At 57.8% G+C, this 16,391-nt stretch carries 18 protein-coding genes; 8 read left to right on the top strand and 10 right to left on the bottom strand.

Annotated elements, in window-relative coordinates:
• Positions 1–262: 262 nt before the first annotated feature.
• The 5 genes from speD to E0L35_RS23445 all read right to left on the bottom strand — a co-directional run bounded on the left by speD (position 263) and on the right by E0L35_RS23445 (position 3,655).
• Positions 263–1,057, bottom strand: coding sequence for an adenosylmethionine decarboxylase (speD, locus tag E0L35_RS23465; protein ID WP_022522363.1), 795 nt, complete (start codon positions 1,055–1,057; stop codon positions 263–265).
• The gene (locus E0L35_RS23460) at positions 1,054–1,482 is read right to left on the bottom strand and encodes an OsmC family protein (protein ID WP_022522364.1); all 429 of its coding nucleotides are present in this window, start codon (positions 1,480–1,482) and stop codon (positions 1,054–1,056) included. Before E0L35_RS23460 ends, speD begins: the two co-directional genes overlap by 4 nt.
• Positions 1,483–1,553: 71 nt before the next feature.
• The gene (locus E0L35_RS23455; protein ID WP_027958028.1) at positions 1,554–1,976 is read right to left on the bottom strand and encodes a gamma-glutamylcyclotransferase family protein; all 423 of its coding nucleotides are present in this window, start codon (positions 1,974–1,976) and stop codon (positions 1,554–1,556) included.
• Positions 1,977–1,979: 3 nt separating this feature from the next.
• Entirely contained in the window at positions 1,980–2,648 is a 669-nt protein-coding gene (murU, locus tag E0L35_RS23450) for an N-acetylmuramate alpha-1-phosphate uridylyltransferase MurU (RefSeq protein ID WP_027958027.1), read from the bottom strand.
• Complete coding sequence (locus tag E0L35_RS23445; protein ID WP_022522367.1) at positions 2,645–3,655, bottom strand: phosphotransferase; 1,011 nt, start codon at positions 3,653–3,655, stop codon at positions 2,645–2,647. Before E0L35_RS23445 ends, murU begins: the two co-directional genes overlap by 4 nt.
• A gap of 70 nt (positions 3,656–3,725) precedes the next feature.
• On the opposite strand from E0L35_RS23445, the gene E0L35_RS23440 reads away from it, so the two are divergent.
• From E0L35_RS23440 to apaG, 5 genes are all read left to right on the top strand, one after another.
• The gene (locus tag E0L35_RS23440; protein WP_027958026.1) at positions 3,726–6,176 is read left to right on the top strand and encodes an LPS-assembly protein LptD; all 2,451 of its coding nucleotides are present in this window, start codon (positions 3,726–3,728) and stop codon (positions 6,174–6,176) included.
• Between the two features lie 39 nt (positions 6,177–6,215).
• Positions 6,216–7,241, top strand: coding sequence for a peptidylprolyl isomerase (locus E0L35_RS23435; protein ID WP_027958025.1), 1,026 nt, complete (start codon positions 6,216–6,218; stop codon positions 7,239–7,241).
• A gap of 11 nt (positions 7,242–7,252) precedes the next feature.
• Positions 7,253–8,320, top strand: coding sequence for a 4-hydroxythreonine-4-phosphate dehydrogenase PdxA (gene pdxA, locus E0L35_RS23430; RefSeq protein ID WP_035537841.1), 1,068 nt, complete (start codon positions 7,253–7,255; stop codon positions 8,318–8,320).
• Positions 8,321–8,556: 236 nt separating this feature from the next.
• Positions 8,557–9,384, top strand: a complete 828-nt coding sequence (gene rsmA / locus E0L35_RS23425) for a 16S rRNA (adenine(1518)-N(6)/adenine(1519)-N(6))-dimethyltransferase RsmA (protein WP_027958023.1) — start codon at positions 8,557–8,559, stop codon at positions 9,382–9,384.
• Positions 9,381–9,758, top strand: a complete 378-nt coding sequence (apaG, locus tag E0L35_RS23420; RefSeq protein ID WP_022522372.1) for a Co2+/Mg2+ efflux protein ApaG — start codon at positions 9,381–9,383, stop codon at positions 9,756–9,758. The genes rsmA and apaG overlap by 4 nt, the downstream gene beginning before the upstream one ends.
• On the opposite strand, the gene E0L35_RS23415 is transcribed toward apaG, so the two are convergent.
• Both E0L35_RS23415 and E0L35_RS23410 read right to left on the bottom strand, forming a co-directional pair.
• Positions 9,755–11,203: an FAD-dependent oxidoreductase gene (locus E0L35_RS23415; RefSeq protein WP_027958022.1), complete on the bottom strand. Its 1,449-nt coding sequence runs from the start codon at positions 11,201–11,203 to the stop codon at positions 9,755–9,757. The two genes, apaG and E0L35_RS23415, sit on opposite strands and share 4 nt — an antisense overlap.
• Positions 11,203–11,382 (bottom strand): hypothetical protein, encoded by a 180-nt coding sequence (locus tag E0L35_RS23410; protein ID WP_081742558.1) that lies wholly within the window; start codon positions 11,380–11,382, stop codon positions 11,203–11,205. Before E0L35_RS23410 ends, E0L35_RS23415 begins: the two co-directional genes overlap by 1 nt.
• Before the next feature lie 219 nt (positions 11,383–11,601).
• On the opposite strand from E0L35_RS23410, the gene E0L35_RS23405 reads away from it, so the two are divergent.
• Both E0L35_RS23405 and E0L35_RS23400 read left to right on the top strand, forming a co-directional pair.
• The gene (locus E0L35_RS23405) at positions 11,602–12,423 is read left to right on the top strand and encodes a symmetrical bis(5'-nucleosyl)-tetraphosphatase (protein WP_027958021.1); all 822 of its coding nucleotides are present in this window, start codon (positions 11,602–11,604) and stop codon (positions 12,421–12,423) included.
• A gap of 5 nt (positions 12,424–12,428) precedes the next feature.
• Positions 12,429–13,586, top strand: coding sequence for a polynucleotide adenylyltransferase (locus tag E0L35_RS23400; RefSeq protein WP_027958020.1), 1,158 nt, complete (start codon positions 12,429–12,431; stop codon positions 13,584–13,586).
• 1 nt (position 13,587) lies between these two features.
• Here the strand turns inward: E0L35_RS23400 and folK are convergent, their stop codons facing one another.
• Positions 13,588–14,136, bottom strand: a complete 549-nt coding sequence (gene folK / locus E0L35_RS23395) for a 2-amino-4-hydroxy-6-hydroxymethyldihydropteridine diphosphokinase (RefSeq protein WP_027958019.1) — start codon at positions 14,134–14,136, stop codon at positions 13,588–13,590.
• Positions 14,133–14,513 (bottom strand): dihydroneopterin aldolase, encoded by a 381-nt coding sequence (gene folB / locus E0L35_RS23390; protein ID WP_022522378.1) that lies wholly within the window; start codon positions 14,511–14,513, stop codon positions 14,133–14,135. The genes folK and folB overlap by 4 nt, the downstream gene beginning before the upstream one ends.
• Before the next feature lie 90 nt (positions 14,514–14,603).
• Between folB and plsY the strand changes: the two genes are divergently transcribed.
• The gene (plsY, locus tag E0L35_RS23385; protein WP_022522379.1) at positions 14,604–15,176 is read left to right on the top strand and encodes a glycerol-3-phosphate 1-O-acyltransferase PlsY; all 573 of its coding nucleotides are present in this window, start codon (positions 14,604–14,606) and stop codon (positions 15,174–15,176) included.
• Here the strand turns inward: plsY and tsaD are convergent.
• A complete protein-coding gene (gene tsaD, locus E0L35_RS23380; protein ID WP_027958018.1) occupies positions 15,173–16,222 on the bottom strand; it encodes a tRNA (adenosine(37)-N6)-threonylcarbamoyltransferase complex transferase subunit TsaD in 1,050 nt (349 codons plus the stop codon). The genes plsY and tsaD overlap by 4 nt on opposite strands.
• Between the last annotated feature and the right edge of the window lie 169 nt (positions 16,223–16,391).

Genomic DNA, 16,391 nt, shown 5'->3' with positions numbered 1-16,391 from the left:
TCGGCTTGAGTGCCCACCGTAGGTAGAGATTGCTTCGTCGCAGGCTCCTCGCAATGACAGATAAGCCAGGCTCCTAATGCCCTTCCTGTCATCGCGAGCGAAGCGCGGCGATCTCGACTTGAGTGCCACCGCGGGTAGAGATTGCTTCGTCGCAGGCTCCTCGCAATGACATATAAGCTAGTATATTTAGTTGATATGAAAAAAAGCCAGCGTTCGCTGGCTTTTTGGTGTTCCGGTGCTGCGTTGAGTCCAGTTTGGGGGCTTAATCCAGATTGCGGGAGTAGAAAATTTCCAGCATCTCTTTACGCAAACGGCCCTCGATATCCCGGGCTTCTTCAAAGGTAATATCGCGACGCGACGTGCCGAACAGGTAGTTATCCAGTTCGAAGTCTTTGAGCAGCATCTTGGTGTGGAACATGTTCTCCTGATACACGTTGACGTCCATCATCTGATACGCATTCTTGGTGTCTTCAGCGAGGTAGTCTTGAATGGAAGTAATACCGTGATCGATAAACAGTTTTTTGCCATCCACATCGCGAGTAAAGCCACGCACCCGGTAATCCATGGTGACGATATCGGAGTCGAAGCTGTGGATCAGGTAGTTCAGCGCTTTTAATGGGCTGATATGACCACAGGTGGAGACATCAATATCCAGGCGGAAGGTGCTAATACCGTTGTCGGGGTGCGACTCGGGGTAGCTGTGCACCGTCACGTGGCTTTTATCCAGGTGGCCAACCACCGTCTCCGGTAGCGGGCCGGGACCTGGCTCAATTTGCTCAGGCGCCGCCTCATCAAGCTCATGTTCGGCGATCAAAATCGTCACGCTCGCGCCGTGGGGCTCGTAGTCCTGGCGGGCGATATTGAGCACATGGGCGCCGATGATATTGGTGACGTCTTTAAGAATCTGCGTCAAACGTTCGGCGTTATACAGCTCATCGATATAGTCGATGTAAGCCGCCGTCTGCTCTTCGGTTTTGGCATAACAGATATCGTAAATGTTGAAGCTCAGCGAGCTAGTCAGGTTGTTAAACCCGTGGAGTCGGAGATTGTCTGTCACGTCCGAGCCTCCTCCATAATCTCAAAGGAATGGGTGATCTCAACGCCGCCGTTAACGAGCATGATCGAGGCACTGCAGTATTTTTCAGCGGAGAGCTCAACCGCGCGGGCCACCTGCTTCTCTTTCAGCGCGCGACCGGTCACCACGAAATGGACGTGGATCTTGGTAAAAACGGCGGGCACTTCATCGGCGCGTTCGGCGTCTAGCTCAGCAACGCAGTCGGTCACATTGGCACGCGCTTTATCAAGAATATTCAAGATATCAAAAGCGGTGCAACTGCCCATGCCCATTAGCAGCATTTCCATTGGGCGAGGCCCTGTGTTGCGACCACCGTGGTCGGGCGGGCCGTCGATCACAACGCTGTGCCCGCTACCGGATTCCGCCACGAATTGGCGGCCTTCTGTCCATTTTACCCGTGCTTTCACGTTGCTCTCCTCATCTAGGCGACGAAAGGTAAGTCGCGCAGCATAACATTTCTTGGCCTGCGCGCCTCTTCTCAGCGCCGCTGTTGAACATTGCTAATGTTCGGCATGCGCCAGCCACTCTCATAAATAGCTGTTTTACCTGTCACACTCGGATTGTAAAGATACACCCAGGCGAGACCAAAACAGGTGGTTATCTGCTGGCGGTCATACTCACCCTCTGACGGCGCATCGATGCGGTAGTCCTCTAACCAGTCTAGCTGGGCCAGATGGTCAATACTGATCTGATAGACTTCAATCGTCACCCCTTTTGACCGCTGCCATTTGGCACCGGGGTAGGGGCCAATATCGTAAAGCGTGAGCGCTTTAGTAACGTCGCTCCCGAGCAGAGTGGCTCCGTTTAGCCAGTGGGCATTGTTGAAACCTTGCTTGAGCGTGCCGTAGACCGCTACCCGTGGAGTGTTGGCGATTGCCTCACGTAAGTGGTGCGGATGCATAGGCTAACCCCTTTCGCTCTGTAGCTGGCGTTCCAGCGCCGACAGTCGTTCAGGGGTTCCAACGTCGACCCAATGCCCTTTATAGTGCTCGCCGCTTACCCGGTTGTTATCGATAGCAGTTCTCAGCAGTGGCGCCAAGGCAAAGGCGCCCTGGGGTTGTCCGGCGAGCAGCCCTGGGTGAATCACGCTGATACCTGAGTAGGTCAAACGCTCAGTGCTGGTTTGATTCACGCGCCCTCCTGCTAGTCCAAAATCCCCACTGGCGTGATGAGAAGGGTTTTCCACCAGCATCAGGTGAGCCAGATCATTGCCTTGCAGCGCGTGCTGGGTGGGGAGCGCTGCGCACCAAACATCGCCGTTAATCAACAGAAACGGCGCCTCGCCAAGCATCGGCAGCGCTTGCTGAATACCGCCTCCGGTTTCCAACGGTTCGGTTTCGCGACTCCAGTGAATGTGCAGTCCATAGGCGTCACCATCGCCGAGCGCTGCGATAATCTGCTCTGCACGGTAGCTGACATTGATGACGACCTCATGAATACCTGCCTGGCGAAGACGCGCCAGGTGGTGCACGATTAGCGGCTTGCCCGCCACGGGCAGCAGCGGCTTGGGGCAGTGGTCGGTGAGCGGACGCATTCGCTTGCCTAGGCCTGCGGCTAAAATCATCGCTTTCATGACGGTATTTCCGCTAGTCGTTTCATAATGGCAGGTCTTAAGGTGAGTTGGAGCCACTCAGCGAACTCAGCCTGCTCGGTCAGAAACGAAAAGCTATCTTCCAGATGATCCAGAAAGTGGGGTAAGCGCTCGAGATAGCCACTTTTTTGATCGCGCAGGGTTAAGCGGCAGAAAATCCCCAGCACTTTTAGTGAGCGCTGGGCAGCCATCGCGTGGCACTGGAGCAGAAAAGTGGCAAAATCGACACTGCTGGGCAGTCGACCATCATGGCGGGCCTGGTGATAAAAAGCCTCGACAAAGCCAGCGAACTGCTCATTGCTAAAGCGGCAGTATCGCCCCCGTAACAGCGAGATCACATCGTAGCTGAGCGGGCCAGCCACGGCGTCCTGAAAGTCGATCATAAACAGACGCTGATCGTGCAGCATCAGGTTCATGGCATCAAAATCACGGTGCACAGTCACTACCGGCTGCGCTAAGGCATGCTGGATAAGCTGCTCACGAACAACGTGCCAGCTCTCTGGCGATGGCAGCGTTAACCAAGCGCTGAGACACCACTCGGGAAACAGGTCGAGTTCGCGGCCCAACAACGCCGTATCATACACGGGCAGCGAGTCAGGGCCTGCGCGATTTTGCAGCTCGGCGATCAGCGTGAGAGCCTGCTGATGGTAAGCCTGTATGCTAGCGTCGTCGCTAAACAAACACTGTAGGGGGGTGTTACCCAAGTCTTCAAGCAGCAGAAAGCCGTCCGCCAGGTTGGTGGCGTGCACCTTGGGTACCGGCAGTCCGGCGCTTCGCCAGCGCTTGGCAATGGTTACAAACGGCTGGGAGTCCTCTTGCTCAGGCGGGGCATCCATGACCACCTGGGTGGTGCCGTCGGGTAGTGTTAGGCGAAAATAGCGCCGAAAACTCGCATCGCCCACGGCGGATGAAAGCGAAATATCGGTCTCAGAGAGACCGTTTTGTTGGGCGGCCCACATGGTGAGGGCGTTAATCCGATATGAGGACATGCAAGCTCCTTGCTGGTCGGGCATCATGCGGGCTGTATAATACCGATTCTGGATGCCAAGGATAACGAACATGGGCAAGCGATTTTCGCGCACGTTGCCGGTTGCGCATACGCTGATGGGCAGTTTGCTTGCTGGCGCCTCGTTTACAGCGGTGGCTCAGGGTCAAACCATGTCCGCTGAAGCGTTGGATTGGCAACCCTGGGGGGAAGAGGAAGCGGCTAACCAACTGTGCCGGGGCCGCTATGTAATGCCCAGCTACCGCTTGCCAGCGGAAGATAACCCGGAAACCGTCTCGTTGGAGGCCCGGGAAGTCGATTACGCTGCCGATGGCGAAGCATTGCTACGCGGTGATGTGGTACTGCGCCGCGGCAATGAAGAAGTGGAAGCGGAGCGTATCTTTTTACCCGCTGACCGTCAGCAGGTCGACGCAGAAGGTAATATCGCCATCCGCGATGGGCGCGCTTTGGTGCGTGGCGAACAGGCGATGCTCCGGCTAAACGAAGATCGGGCCACCCTGGGTGACAGCCACTATGTGCTCTACGAGCAGCATCTGCGCGGTCAGGCTAGTCAGCTAGAGCAGACCGGGGAGGGCGAGTACCGCCTGCAAGACGCAAGCTTCACCACCTGTGATCCAGGCGCCAATAGCTGGCAACTGGTCAGCAGCGATATTCGTTTGAACCAAGCCGAAGGCTTTGGCACAGCGCGTCATGCGCGCCTGGAAGTGAAAGATGTGCCGGTATTTTACTGGCCATGGCTGCGCTTTCCCATCGACGATCGCCGCCATACAGGCTTGCTGTCTCCGTCGATTGGCTTTTCAACGGACGGTTTTGACTACGCCCAGCCGTTTTATTGGAATATTGCCGCAAACCACGATGCGACGATCACGCCGCGCTGGATGAGTGACCGCGGGCTGTTGATGAACGGTGAATACCGCTACCTGTTTGAGGAGAGCTCGGGCATCGTTGAAGGCGGCTATTTAAACAGTGATAACGGTGGCTCTGGCGGCGGAGAAAATCGCTTTGAGGGTGATGATCGCTGGTATGTGGATGCCCGCCATGCGGGGCGGGTAAATGAGCGCAGTAATTATCGGCTGCGCTACGGGGCCGCCAGCGACGGTCGCTATTTCGATGACTTCGGCGGTGAGTTTGGCGAGAGCGAGCGCGCCAGTATGGAGCGTTTGGCCCAGGTCGATTACCGCGGCCAGCGCTGGCAGTTGGATGCCCGCGCCCAGGGTTTCCAGCGCTTGGAAGACCCGCTTAGCGATAGCGATAAACCTTTTTATCAACTGCCGAGCCTGAGCGCGAATGCCAACTGGCAGTTCGACAACGGGCTATATACCCAGTGGCGATCAAACGCGACCTATTTTTGGCGCGACGTGGATGAGCGCCGCGTGCCGGAGCGCGAAGCGGCCACCGGTAGCCGTTTGCACCTAATGCCTGCGGTTGGCTGGCGTTTCGAGCGCCCTTGGGGCTACCTGGAGCCGCGTACCGAGCTATGGAACACTGCTTACGAGCTGGATTACGGCGAGCGCGATACACAGCGTAGCGACTCACCCAGCCGCAGTGTTGTGCTGACCTCCATCGACAGTGGGCTCGTCTTTGAACGTGAGCTTGCACTGGGTGGGCGGGACTACCGCCAAACCCTAGAGCCGCGTTTGAACTACGCCTATGTGCCGCGCACCGATCAGAGCGAACTGCCCGACTTTGACAGCCGCGAACGCGCTTTCTCCTGGGATCAGCTTTGGTCAGCGCAGCGCTTTTCCGGTACTGACCGCGTTGGCGATCTCAACCGGCTCTCTTACGGCGTGCAGTCACGCTTATTGGAAGATGCCTCCGGTCGTGACCGGCTCTCGTTTGGGGTAGGTCAGAGCGTTTACTTTGATGACCGCCGTATCGATAGCGAGGGCGATGCCGATACGCTGCCGGATCGGCCGGAAGACAACCCAAGCGTCAATCCGGAAAGCCGCTATCAGGCCACCCGAGATCGTTCGCCGCTGGTTACCCGCCTTGACTGGCAGATTAATGATCGCTGGAGCAGCGGAGCAGAATGGCTCTACGATGACCACCGGGAACGCACCGAACGATCAAGTGTTGATGTTAGTTACCGGCATCCCGAAGGGCACGTAGTGAACCTTGGCTACCGTTGGGAGATCGAAGGGTTCGATCCAGGCGTATTGCCGGGCGATAACGGCTTTCGCGACTATAACCGCGAAGAGTGGGATCTCTCATTTGCCTGGAAAGCCAGCACCAACATTGATTTGATTGGCCGCTACCTGCACGATCAAACCAATGAACGCTCACTGGAGCAATTGGCAGGCGTGCAGTGGAACAACTGCTGTTACGGTCTGCAGTTGGTGTGGCGCGAATGGGTAGATGACAATGACACCGCACCCATTAATGATGACTTTAATGATCGCGGGCTATTTTTACGCTTCGTATTCCGTGGCTTAGGCGGCGTTGGCCAGGATGCGGATAGCTATTTTGAACAGACCATTCCTGGCTATCGTCCGACTGCCCTGTAAATGACTTCCATCGAATGGCTAATGAAAGAGACGTTTGTTATGAAAATGAGAAAGCCCCTGCTAGGCCGTATGAAACAGCTATCGGCTGGTAGCCTGCTCGCTTTGTGTGTAGGCGCAGGCCTTGCATTGGCCCCGCTAGCCCTTCAGGCGCAGAACTTCCAGTCCACCCAGCGCCAAGTGCTGGACAGCGTCGTGGCCGTGGTCAATAACGATGTGATTATGCGCAGCGAGTTAGATGATCGCATGACGCAAATCGAGCAGCAGGCGCAGGCCCAGGGTGGTAATCTCCCTCCGCGCTCCCAATTGGAGCGTCAGGTGCTTGAGCGCATGGTAATGGAAGAGATTCAACTGCAGATGGCGAAAGATGCCAACTTGAGCGTCGATGATACCGAGCTCAATGGGCAAGTGCGCTCGATTGCCGAATCCAATGGCATGACGCTTGACCAGTTTGCCGATGCCGTGGAAGCTGATGGTATGACGCTGGCCAGCGTGCGCGAAGATATTCGCCGCGAAATGCTGATGCGTCAGGTGCAGCAGCGCCAAATTAGCAACCGCGTATCGGTCAGCGATCGCGACGTTGAGCGCTTTCTAAACCAGCAGCCCGGCCAGTCCGGCGAGCAGAACTTTATTGAAGAGACCCGTGCCCGCCACGTGCTGATTGCACTGACCCCTAATCGCGATGAAAACCAGGCCCGCGCGCGAGCAGAAGAGGTACGTCAGCGCCTTTCACAAGGCGAGGATTTTGCTTCGGTGGCGCGTGAGATGAGCGACGACAGTGGCACTGCCCTCAACGGCGGCGAGCTGGGCTGGGTTCGCCCAGGGCAAACCGTACCCGCCTTTGAAGAGGCGATGCGCGACCTGGATGTTAACCAGATATCTCAGCCGGTTCGCTCTCAGTTTGGCTACCACGTGATTGAGGTGGAAGAGCGCCGTCGTCAAAACGTTACCCAAGAGAGCCAGCGTGAGCAGGTGCGCCAGGCGATCTTCCAGCGTCGCGCGAACGAAGAGTTAGAGACATGGCAACAAGAGATTCGCTCCCAGGCCTTTGTTGATATTCGACTCTAATGGTAGTGGGAATGGTAGCGGGCACTTTATCTTCCGATAGCGAGCTGCCGGTAGTAGTGACCACCGGCGAGCCGGCGGGCATTGGCCCCGAGCTAATGCTGTTGCTAGCGGCCCAGGGCATCCTCCCCGCGGGTACAGTAGCGATTGGCGACCCGGATATGCTGCGCCAGCGTGCAGCAGCGCTGGGACTAGGTGTCACGGTGATTGAGTGTTCGCCTGGCGAGTACCCAAGTAGCCCCCATGGTTTGCCGGTCTGGCCGGTTGCGCTGAACCAACCGGCCACGCCGGGCGTTCTCAATCCGGCCAACGCTGACTATGTGCTGGCTACCTTGGCGCTGGCGGTGGATGCCTGCCAAAAAGGTCAGGCGGCCGCTATGGTTACGGCGCCACTTCATAAAGGCGTCATCATCGAAGGTGGTCACCCAGCCTTTACCGGCCACACTGAGTGGTTGCGCGATGCCTGCGGCGTCGATGAGGTGGTAATGATGCTCGCCACCGATACGGCGCTGCATGCTGCGTCACCAAGCTGGCAGGGTGGCGGCGATCTGCGTGTGGCGCTGGTGACCACCCATTTGCCGCTGCGCAATGTTGCCGACGCCATCACCTTTGAGCGGGTAACCCGTATTAGCCGACTGCTTGCGGCTGATTTACAGCGCCAGTTTGGGATTGCCCAGCCACGTATTGCGGTATGTGGCTTGAATCCCCACGCCGGTGAAGATGGTCACCTGGGGCGCGAGGAGCTGGATGTTATTATTCCCGCCCTTGATGCACTGCGCGCTGAGGGAATGGATATACTTGGCCCCTTGCCCGCCGACACACTGTTTACCCCCAGGCATTTGGCTGGTGTCGATGCGGTGCTGGCGATGTACCACGACCAGGGTTTAGCGGTGTTAAAATACGCAGGCTTTGGTCAGGCCGCTAACATTACTCTGGGCTTGCCATTGGTACGCACTTCGGTCGACCATGGCACCGCGCTGGATCTGGCAGGCAAAGGCGTGGCAGATCCCGGCAGCCTAAACGTCGCTATCGCCCTTGCGCGCCGTTTAGCCGCAAGGCGGCTGTCTGCGGCTGAAATTTAATCCGGTGCCAGGGTAGGTTGCAGCGAGGGTCTTTTTCCAGGGCCGGAAAATGTTCCTGACAATTCCGGCATTTCCGCCATCCATGGCGGTCAGATGGGAAAAGTAGCGCCCAAGGACGGGTTCACAGCGCCCTCGCGGAAACCTACTCTGGTACTGATGCAAGCAGACGACCAGTTGCAACAGTGCTGGCTACTACATACTCCCGATTGAATCCGCACCCCAAGGAACACCGTTTGATGTCTACTGTGCCCCAACACCGCGCTCGTAAACGCTTTGGTCAGAATTTTTTACGCGACCTTGGCATTATCTCGCGGATCGTTCGCGCCGTTGGCCCGCGCTCGACGGATCGCCTCGTCGAAATTGGCCCAGGCCAGGGGGCGCTGACCGAGCCGTTGCTGGAAGCCGCGGGGCACTTGGAGGTGATCGAACTCGACCGCGATCTGATTCCCGGTTTGCGGGTACAGTTTTTCAACTATCCCGATTTTGTGATTCATGAAGGCGACGCACTGAAGTTCGATTTTGCTGCGCTGAAAGGCGATGGGCCCGCGCTACGCGTGGTAGGCAACCTACCCTACAACATCTCCACACCACTGATAATACATCTGCTGGCTGCAGGAAGTGCCATACAAGATATGCACTTTATGCTGCAAAAAGAGGTGGTTGAACGCTTAGCCGCAGAACCCGGCGGTGCTGATTGGGGGCGTCTGTCGGTTATGGCTCAGTACTACTGCCAGGTCGAACAGCTGTTTATCGTGCCGCCGGAAGCCTTTGTGCCACGACCCAAAGTCGACTCCGCCATTGTGCGCTTAACCCCCCATGAAACGCTGCCCCATACGGCGGATGACCCAGCGATGCTGTTTGAGCTGGTGAAGCTCGCCTTTGGTCAGCGGCGCAAAACGCTGCGCAATAACTTCAAAGGGCGGGTGAGTGCCGACACCCTGGAAGATCTGGGCATTGACCCCATCCGCCGTCCGCAAACGTTGACCGTGGCGGAGTACGTGGCGATTGCCAACCGTGTCGCCGCCGATGAGCAGGCAAGCGGTGAGCGGGGCAGCCAAACGTGAGTGGCCTAGCAATCAAAGTGAGCGTCGTCCCTAGCTATCGCGCTGATGAGTCTAACGATGGAGAGTCGCGCTATGTGTTTAGCTACACCGTGACTGTCCACAATCAGAGCCCCCATAGCGTTCAGCTGATGGCGCGCTACTGGAAAATCACCCAGGGCAGCGGCGACTGCCAGGAAGTCCGCGGCAAAGGCGTCGTCGGCCAACAGCCGCTAATTGGCCCCGGCCAGAGTTTTCGTTACACCAGTCGCGCCATTCTGCAAACCCCGGTGGGGGTGATGGAGGGTGCCTATACGCTGTTGGATACCTCTACTCAGCGTGTTTTTGAGGTAGCCATTACTCCTTTTAGGTTAGCCGTACCGCTTCAGCTCCATTAGACAGTTTGGGTTAGCCTGCTCTCCAGGTGATCGCAAAGCCGCAGGGCCAGCTGTACTAGCGTTAACGTCGGGTTGGCGTGCCCGGCGCTGGCAAAAACGCTGGAACCCGCCACATAGAAGTTATCCTGGGCAAACAGTCGGCAGTCGGGGTTAACAATGCCTTCCTCGGCATTAAGACTCATACGCGTGCCGCCCATATGGTGACGGCCAGCCAACTCGCCCTCGGTAGGCAGTTGTACCGGCGTATCGGCCAGCCAGTCAGCCATTTGCAGCCTTCCCACCTCGTGGTCGCGCAGATACTCCCCTAATAGCAGCATGCTCTCGCGGATCGTATGGCGATCCAGCTCGGACTGCTGCCACACCAATCGGCTGCGGGGTACGTCCAGATCATCCAGCTCTTCGCTTAACTCTATGCGATTGTCAAAGCGCGGCTCTTGCTCCCAGGCGGCTCTGAGTACCGCGCCGTGTATCACCCGTCCCTGGGCCTGCCAGACACGCAGTCGTCCCGCCAGCGTGGGGGCCTGATCCGCGAGCTCGTCAATCAGTTCCTGGGTGGCTTCAGCGTTCATGCGGTGCAAGCGCAGCCCACAATTCAGTATTTGGCGTGAGCTGATGGATTGAGCGGTGGGGGAGAGGAACACGTTGTAATCCTCGTCCAGCCCCAGTGCCGCTGGCTCAAAAATTAGCGCCTGACCCACCGTGGCGTGGGGGTGCTCCATCCAGTAATGCCCTAGGGTGTCGGCTTGAGGTATAAGCTGGCCATTTAACTGTTGGTTGCACCACAGCAGCAAGCGCGAGTTTTCGATGCCGCCACAGGCCAGCACAAAGTAGCGCGCCTGAACCTTTCGGTAATCGCCTTGGTAGTTTTTGAAGATAGCGCCGGTGACTTTGCCATTCTGGCTTTCCAGCGCCACCAAGTTGGCCGTTAGGCAGCACTCCAACGTGTTCGATTCGCTTAGCGTGGTGGCATATTTCTCCTTCAGACGCGTCGGGTGGCCCAGTGAGAAATAGATGCGCTTGAGCCCAGAATCCGTGATCGGCTGATCAGCAGGCGTAGGCGCCAAGTCGAGCACGCTGGCCGCGGCGCGGTAGTAGGGCGATAACGCATCCCGGCCAATAGGCCAGGCCGTCTCACTGGCAGCACTTTTGGCGGTAAAGTCATAGCGATCGAGTGGTCGGCAGATGCCACCCCAGTGGTTGGTCGACCCGCCCAAATAGCGCAGGCGAGCGCCATAAAGGGGAATATAAGGGTCGCCGACGACTTCGCCCCGGTAGCACTCCTGGGAGCGTTCGCTGTAGTCCGCATCGCCACCTTCGCAGAGCAGTACGCGGTGGCCCCGCTCCGCCAGGGTAACGGCCATGGAAATGCCCGCCGCACCCGCGCCGATAATGCAGACATCCACTGCATGGCTGTGTTCGCTAATGTCCTCAAAAGCGATATACATCAGCGGTCACTGCTGCGCAGGAGCCAACCATTAACCGTCACCGCAGCGGGCGGTGGGTCAAGCTTGGGAGTGGTGGCTCGTGCGGCTGGAAGAAGCGTTGTGCCGGGGAGTATAAGTGCGCCAAGACCTGCCAGCGTTGCCGCTCGCAATAGCCCGCGTCGAGAGTAATCCATTGTCATAAGCGTACCGTTTTCCTTAACAGTTGTTGCGAGGTGGCTACTCGATTGAGTGGTTAAGCTAGCGAGAAGCTCAAGAGCGCCAAAGCGTACTTTTTATAGTGATCCAGGTTTGTACTTTTCACCAGTGCTAATCATCAACATAAGCCACCAGCGACAGGCATAGGATGTCGGTGAAGTGGTAGTATTTAGCCTACTCATTTTATTAAAAAGGCCTCGTGCATGAGCACCTATGCGATCGGCGATCTGCACGGCTGTCACGCCGAATTTGTAGCCCTTCTTGAAAAGCTTAGCTTCAACCCCGCGCGGGATACGCTATGGCTGGTGGGCGATTTGATTAATCGTGGGCCTGGTTCATTGGAGTGTCTGCGAGAAGTGCGCGCACTGGGTAGCTCGGCACGCAGCGTATTGGGCAACCACGATTTTCATTTGCTGGTCGTAGCGCGCGGGGGCGGCAAGCTGAAAAAAAACGATACCTTGAGCGATATTCTTGGCGCGCCTGATCGCGAAGCGCTGCTGGATTGGCTGCAGAGCCAACCGCTTAGCGTGTTTGAAAACAGTACGTTAATGACCCACGCGGGGCTGCTTCCCCAATGGAGCGTAGCCCAGACCGAATCTTTAGGGCGCGAAGTGCAGATGGCGCTAGGGAGTGAGGCATCCGGTGAGTTTTTAACCCAACTGTTTGGTAACCAGCCGGATAGCTGGCACGATGATTTAGACGGCATGGATCGGCTGCGCCTGACTGTCAATGTGCTGACTCGGATGCGCTTTATTGATGCCCAGGGCCGTTTGGACTTTGCGGCCAAAGAGGGATTGGACAGTGCCCCAAAGGGCTTTCTGCCCTGGTTTCAATACCCGCGTGACGATGACACCCGCCTACTCTTCGGCCACTGGGCGGCGCTGGAGGGGAATACCCCCCAGGCGCGGGTACCCGTTGAGGCGTTGGATACGGGCTGCGTGTGGGGCGGACGTCTAACCGCGCTCAATCTGGACAGCGGCGAGCGAACCAGTGTAGCTAGCCTTCAGCAGGAAAAACGACAGTGAAGACAGTGAAAGAGACAAACAGTGATCCCCGCTTAGCAGGCTTGAACGTGTATCGGGTAGGCGGCGCCGTGCGCGATGAGTTACTCGGCTGGCCGGTATATGACAATGACTGGGTCGTGGTGGGCACTACGCCAGATGCCATGCGCAAGCGCGGATTTAAGCCCGTGGGGCGCGACTTTCCAGTTTTTCTGCATCCCGAAACCGCTGAGGAATACGCCCTGGCCCGCACCGAACGCAAGTCTGGCCACGGCTATGGCGGGTTTGAAGTGCATGCCAGCCCCGATGTCAGCCTGGAAGAGGATCTATTGCGGCGTGATTTAACCATTAATGCCATTGCCCAGAGTACTGAGGGCGAATTAACCGATCCGTTTAATGGTCAAGGCGATATCGAACGGCGCGTGTTGCGGCATATCTCCGCGGCGTTTAGCGAAGACCCGCTGCGAGTGCTGCGTACCGCACGTTTTCTGGCCCGCTATGCGTCACTGGGCTTCACCATTGCCCCTGAAACCCAGGCACTAATGCGTAAGGTGAGCCACAGCGGCGAACTTGAGCACCTGGCCGCCGAGCGGGTGTGGGTCGAAACGGAAAAAGCGCTGGGTGAGCCAAGCCCGGAGGTCTATTTCACCACCCTTGAACGTTGCGATGCGCTCAACGTCTGGTGGCCAGAATTGGCGGGCGAAGCGTTAGTGAAGGGGTTGGCAGCGATGGCTCAGGTGCCTGATAGCGACATGTTCGCATTGGCTCATTGGCGCCATGCGCAGCTGGTATCGCCGCTAAGCGATGAGCAGCGCGATGTCTTGTCTGAACGGCTCAAACTGCCCAATGCCGTTGCCCAATTAGCTCGCCATACCGCGCTTACCTATTCTTTAATAAACCATTCGCTAATAAACCATGCGCTGCCTTCCGACGCATTAGAGAGCCCCGGCGTGCTACGTTGGCTGGAGCGTTTGGATGGTTGGCGTAAGCCAGAGCAGGTCGAGGGGCAACTGGCGTTAGTCAAGGTGCTGGCACCTGAGCTGATTGGCCCGCTTGAAAACGCCTGGAAAGCTGCTCGGGCGGTAAGCCCTCAAGCACTGATAGCCGAGGGGTATCAAGGGGCGGCGCTGGGTGAGGCCTTGCGAGAGCGCCGGGGGCAGGCCGTGGAGGCGGCGCTAGCCAAGTAATTTACCGGCGTGCCGCCGCCAGCAGGGGCTGTTCGTCAGCTTGGGAGATCCAGCGGCCGCGCCAGCTGAAATCCACCGCCCAAAGGCGTTGGCTACCAAGCTCAAAGGCGCTCCATAGTGCGGCATAGGGCGTGCCGCAGCGGGGGTGGCGCTGCTCGGGCAGCAACTCGGCGAGCGGCTGCAAAACAAACGCATTATGGGTAATTTCGCTGCGTGGTAAGGCGACTTCATCAATCGTGCCGCAGAGGCTGCCCACGGTGAGCAAGTCGATATCCAGTGCGCGGGGGCTAAATTTGGCAAGACCAGGCAGGCGGCCATGCTCTATTTCCAGCTGCTTCCCCCACGCCTGAAGTTCGCCGGGTGTCCAAGCGCTGTGAAACGCCACCACCAGGTTATAGAAATTGCGGCTGTCAGCGAAACCGACCGGCTCGCTTTCAAACACACGGGAGATCTGCAGGGGGCCGAAGGTATCAGCAAGCGCATCCAGGCAGCAGCGAATATGCCGAGTAGGGTGAATATTGCTGCCTAAGCTGACGGTCACCAGGTTCATGCGCTGATCTCCTGGGTTGCCTCCGGCAGGTTGCCGCGGGTGATTTCCAGGCCGACGCTAACGGCGTTGGCAACCGCGCCCGGTTTACGTACCGTTAAGCGCAGCCAAGTGATGGGGAAATCTGTACGCAGGCATTCAGCGAGCCGTTCGGCAAAGGTCTCTACCAGGGCGAACTGATGGGCATCGGCAAACTGCTGAATGCGCTGGCAGATAGCAGCGTAATCCAGGGTAAGGCGCAGATCGTCAGTGGCTGCCGCCGAGCGAATGTCGGTCGCTAACACCAAGTCTAAGCTTAGCGACTGTTGAATCGAGCGCTCCCAGTCGTAGACACCAATCACGGTATCGACGCTTAACGCTTCAATCAAAATGCGATCCATCCAGCTTCCCCCTACGGTAACAAGCGGGCGATTGTACGTTAGGATGGGGCTAAACGACAGTATATCGGGCCACAAAGCGAGCATGGCGCCATGGTATGGATAGTGGTGGGTTATTTAAGTGGCAGTTGGCTGGCAGCGCTGAGCGTTTGCCGCCTGGCGGGTGTGGGCGACCCCCGTCAACACGGTTCATTTAATCCCGGCTTTTCCAACGTACTGCGCCTATATGGCCCCCGCTTAGCGGCAGCCACCCTGCTGTTAGACGCCTTAAAAGCCATGCCTGCTGTTTTGGGTGCCAAGCTGATGGGCTATCCGGTCTGGCTGCAGGGGCTTGTGGGATTGGCAGTATTGCTAGGCCACAGCTTTCCACTGTGGCATGGCTTTCGTGGCGGTAAAGCGGTCGCCAGTGCCTTCGGTGTGTTGTTGGTATTAGTGCCTCAGGTGGCGTTACTGAGTGCATCGATATGGGCGCTGCTAGCGTGGCGATTAAAAACAGCTGCGCTGGCGTCGCTAGTGAGTGCTCTCGTGGCGCCGCTGGCCTGCGGCTGGCTGGCGCCGGAGTACGTCATGGTGGTGGGTGGATTCAGCCTGCTGGTGCTGGCACGTCACGGGCTTAATATTCGCCGACTGCGACGCGGTGAGGAGCCACCGTTTCGTGGTTCTTAGGGTGAGACAGGCGGTATCAACTGATCGAGAGGCCAGCGGGGCGTCGCCTGCATCATGCCAGAAGTGTCGCACTCTCCCGCTGCCAGGCGTTGAGCACCCACATAGGCAATCATGGCGCCATTGTCGGTACAGAATCGCCCGCGCGGGTAGTAGGCGCGGGCTTGGCGTTTTTCGCACTCAGTCTGCAGTCGTTCGCGCAGGCGATGGTTGGCGCTGACTCCGCCCGCCACCACTAAGCGCTTCAAGCCGGTTTGATCCAGCGCTCGACGGCACTTAATCACCAGCGTATCGACAACGGCCTCTTCAAAGGCGCGGGCAACGTCGGCGCGGGCCTGGGCGTCGAATTCGTCGGCTGTTTCCAACTGGCGAATGGCCGTCATGGTGTGGGTTTTTAGGCCCGAAAAACTGAAGTCTAGCCCTGGCCGGTCGGTCATGGGGCGCGGGAAGCGAAAGCGCTTGGGGTCACCCTGTTCCGCCAGCTTGGCGACCTGAGGGCCGCCTGGGTAGGCCAGTCCGAGCATCTTGGCAGCTTTATCAAACGCTTCACCAGCCGCGTCATCCACCGATTCGCCGAGCAGTTGATAGCGACCCAGCCCCTGAACTTCGACGAGCTGGGTATGGCCGCCGGAGACCAGCAGCGCCACGAAAGGGAACTCGGGTGGCTCGTCTTCCAGCATCGGTGCCAGTAAATGGCCTTCCATATGGTGTACGCCGAGCACGGGGATGTTCAAGGCCCGTGCCATGCCATGGGCGGTACTGGCACCCACCATTAATGCGCCGACTAAGCCGGGGCCTGCGGTGTAAGTGATGCCATCCAGGTCGCGGCGCGTTAGCTTGGCGTCGCCGAGCACTTGCTCGATCAGCGGCAGCAGTTTGCGGGTGTGATCGCGAGAGGCGAGTTCGGGCACTACGCCGCCAAATTCTGCATGCATGGCGATTTGGCTATACAGCGCATCGGCAAGTAGCCCCTTGCCGCCGGTTGACGAGGTGTCGTAAAGCGCGACACCCGTTTCGTCGCAGGATGTTTCAATGCCCAGAACTCGCATAAAAAGGGCCTCTCAAAGGCTATTCAAAAGATGTAAAGGTGAAAAACACAAGAGCACTAGTCTAGCATTGTCGTCCTGGGTCAGCGTAAGCATTTGCAAAGATAGCCAACGGCGACTAAACTACTGTGCGCTGTAAAACTGGGTCGTACACCGCGTTCTAAATGTAATA

Origin of the sequence: Halomonas sp. ATBC28, assembly GCF_005937175.1 — a bacterium.
Lineage (GTDB): Bacteria > Pseudomonadota > Gammaproteobacteria > Pseudomonadales > Halomonadaceae > Vreelandella > Vreelandella titanicae.
This window is presented reverse-complemented; position numbering and strand designations above follow the sequence as displayed.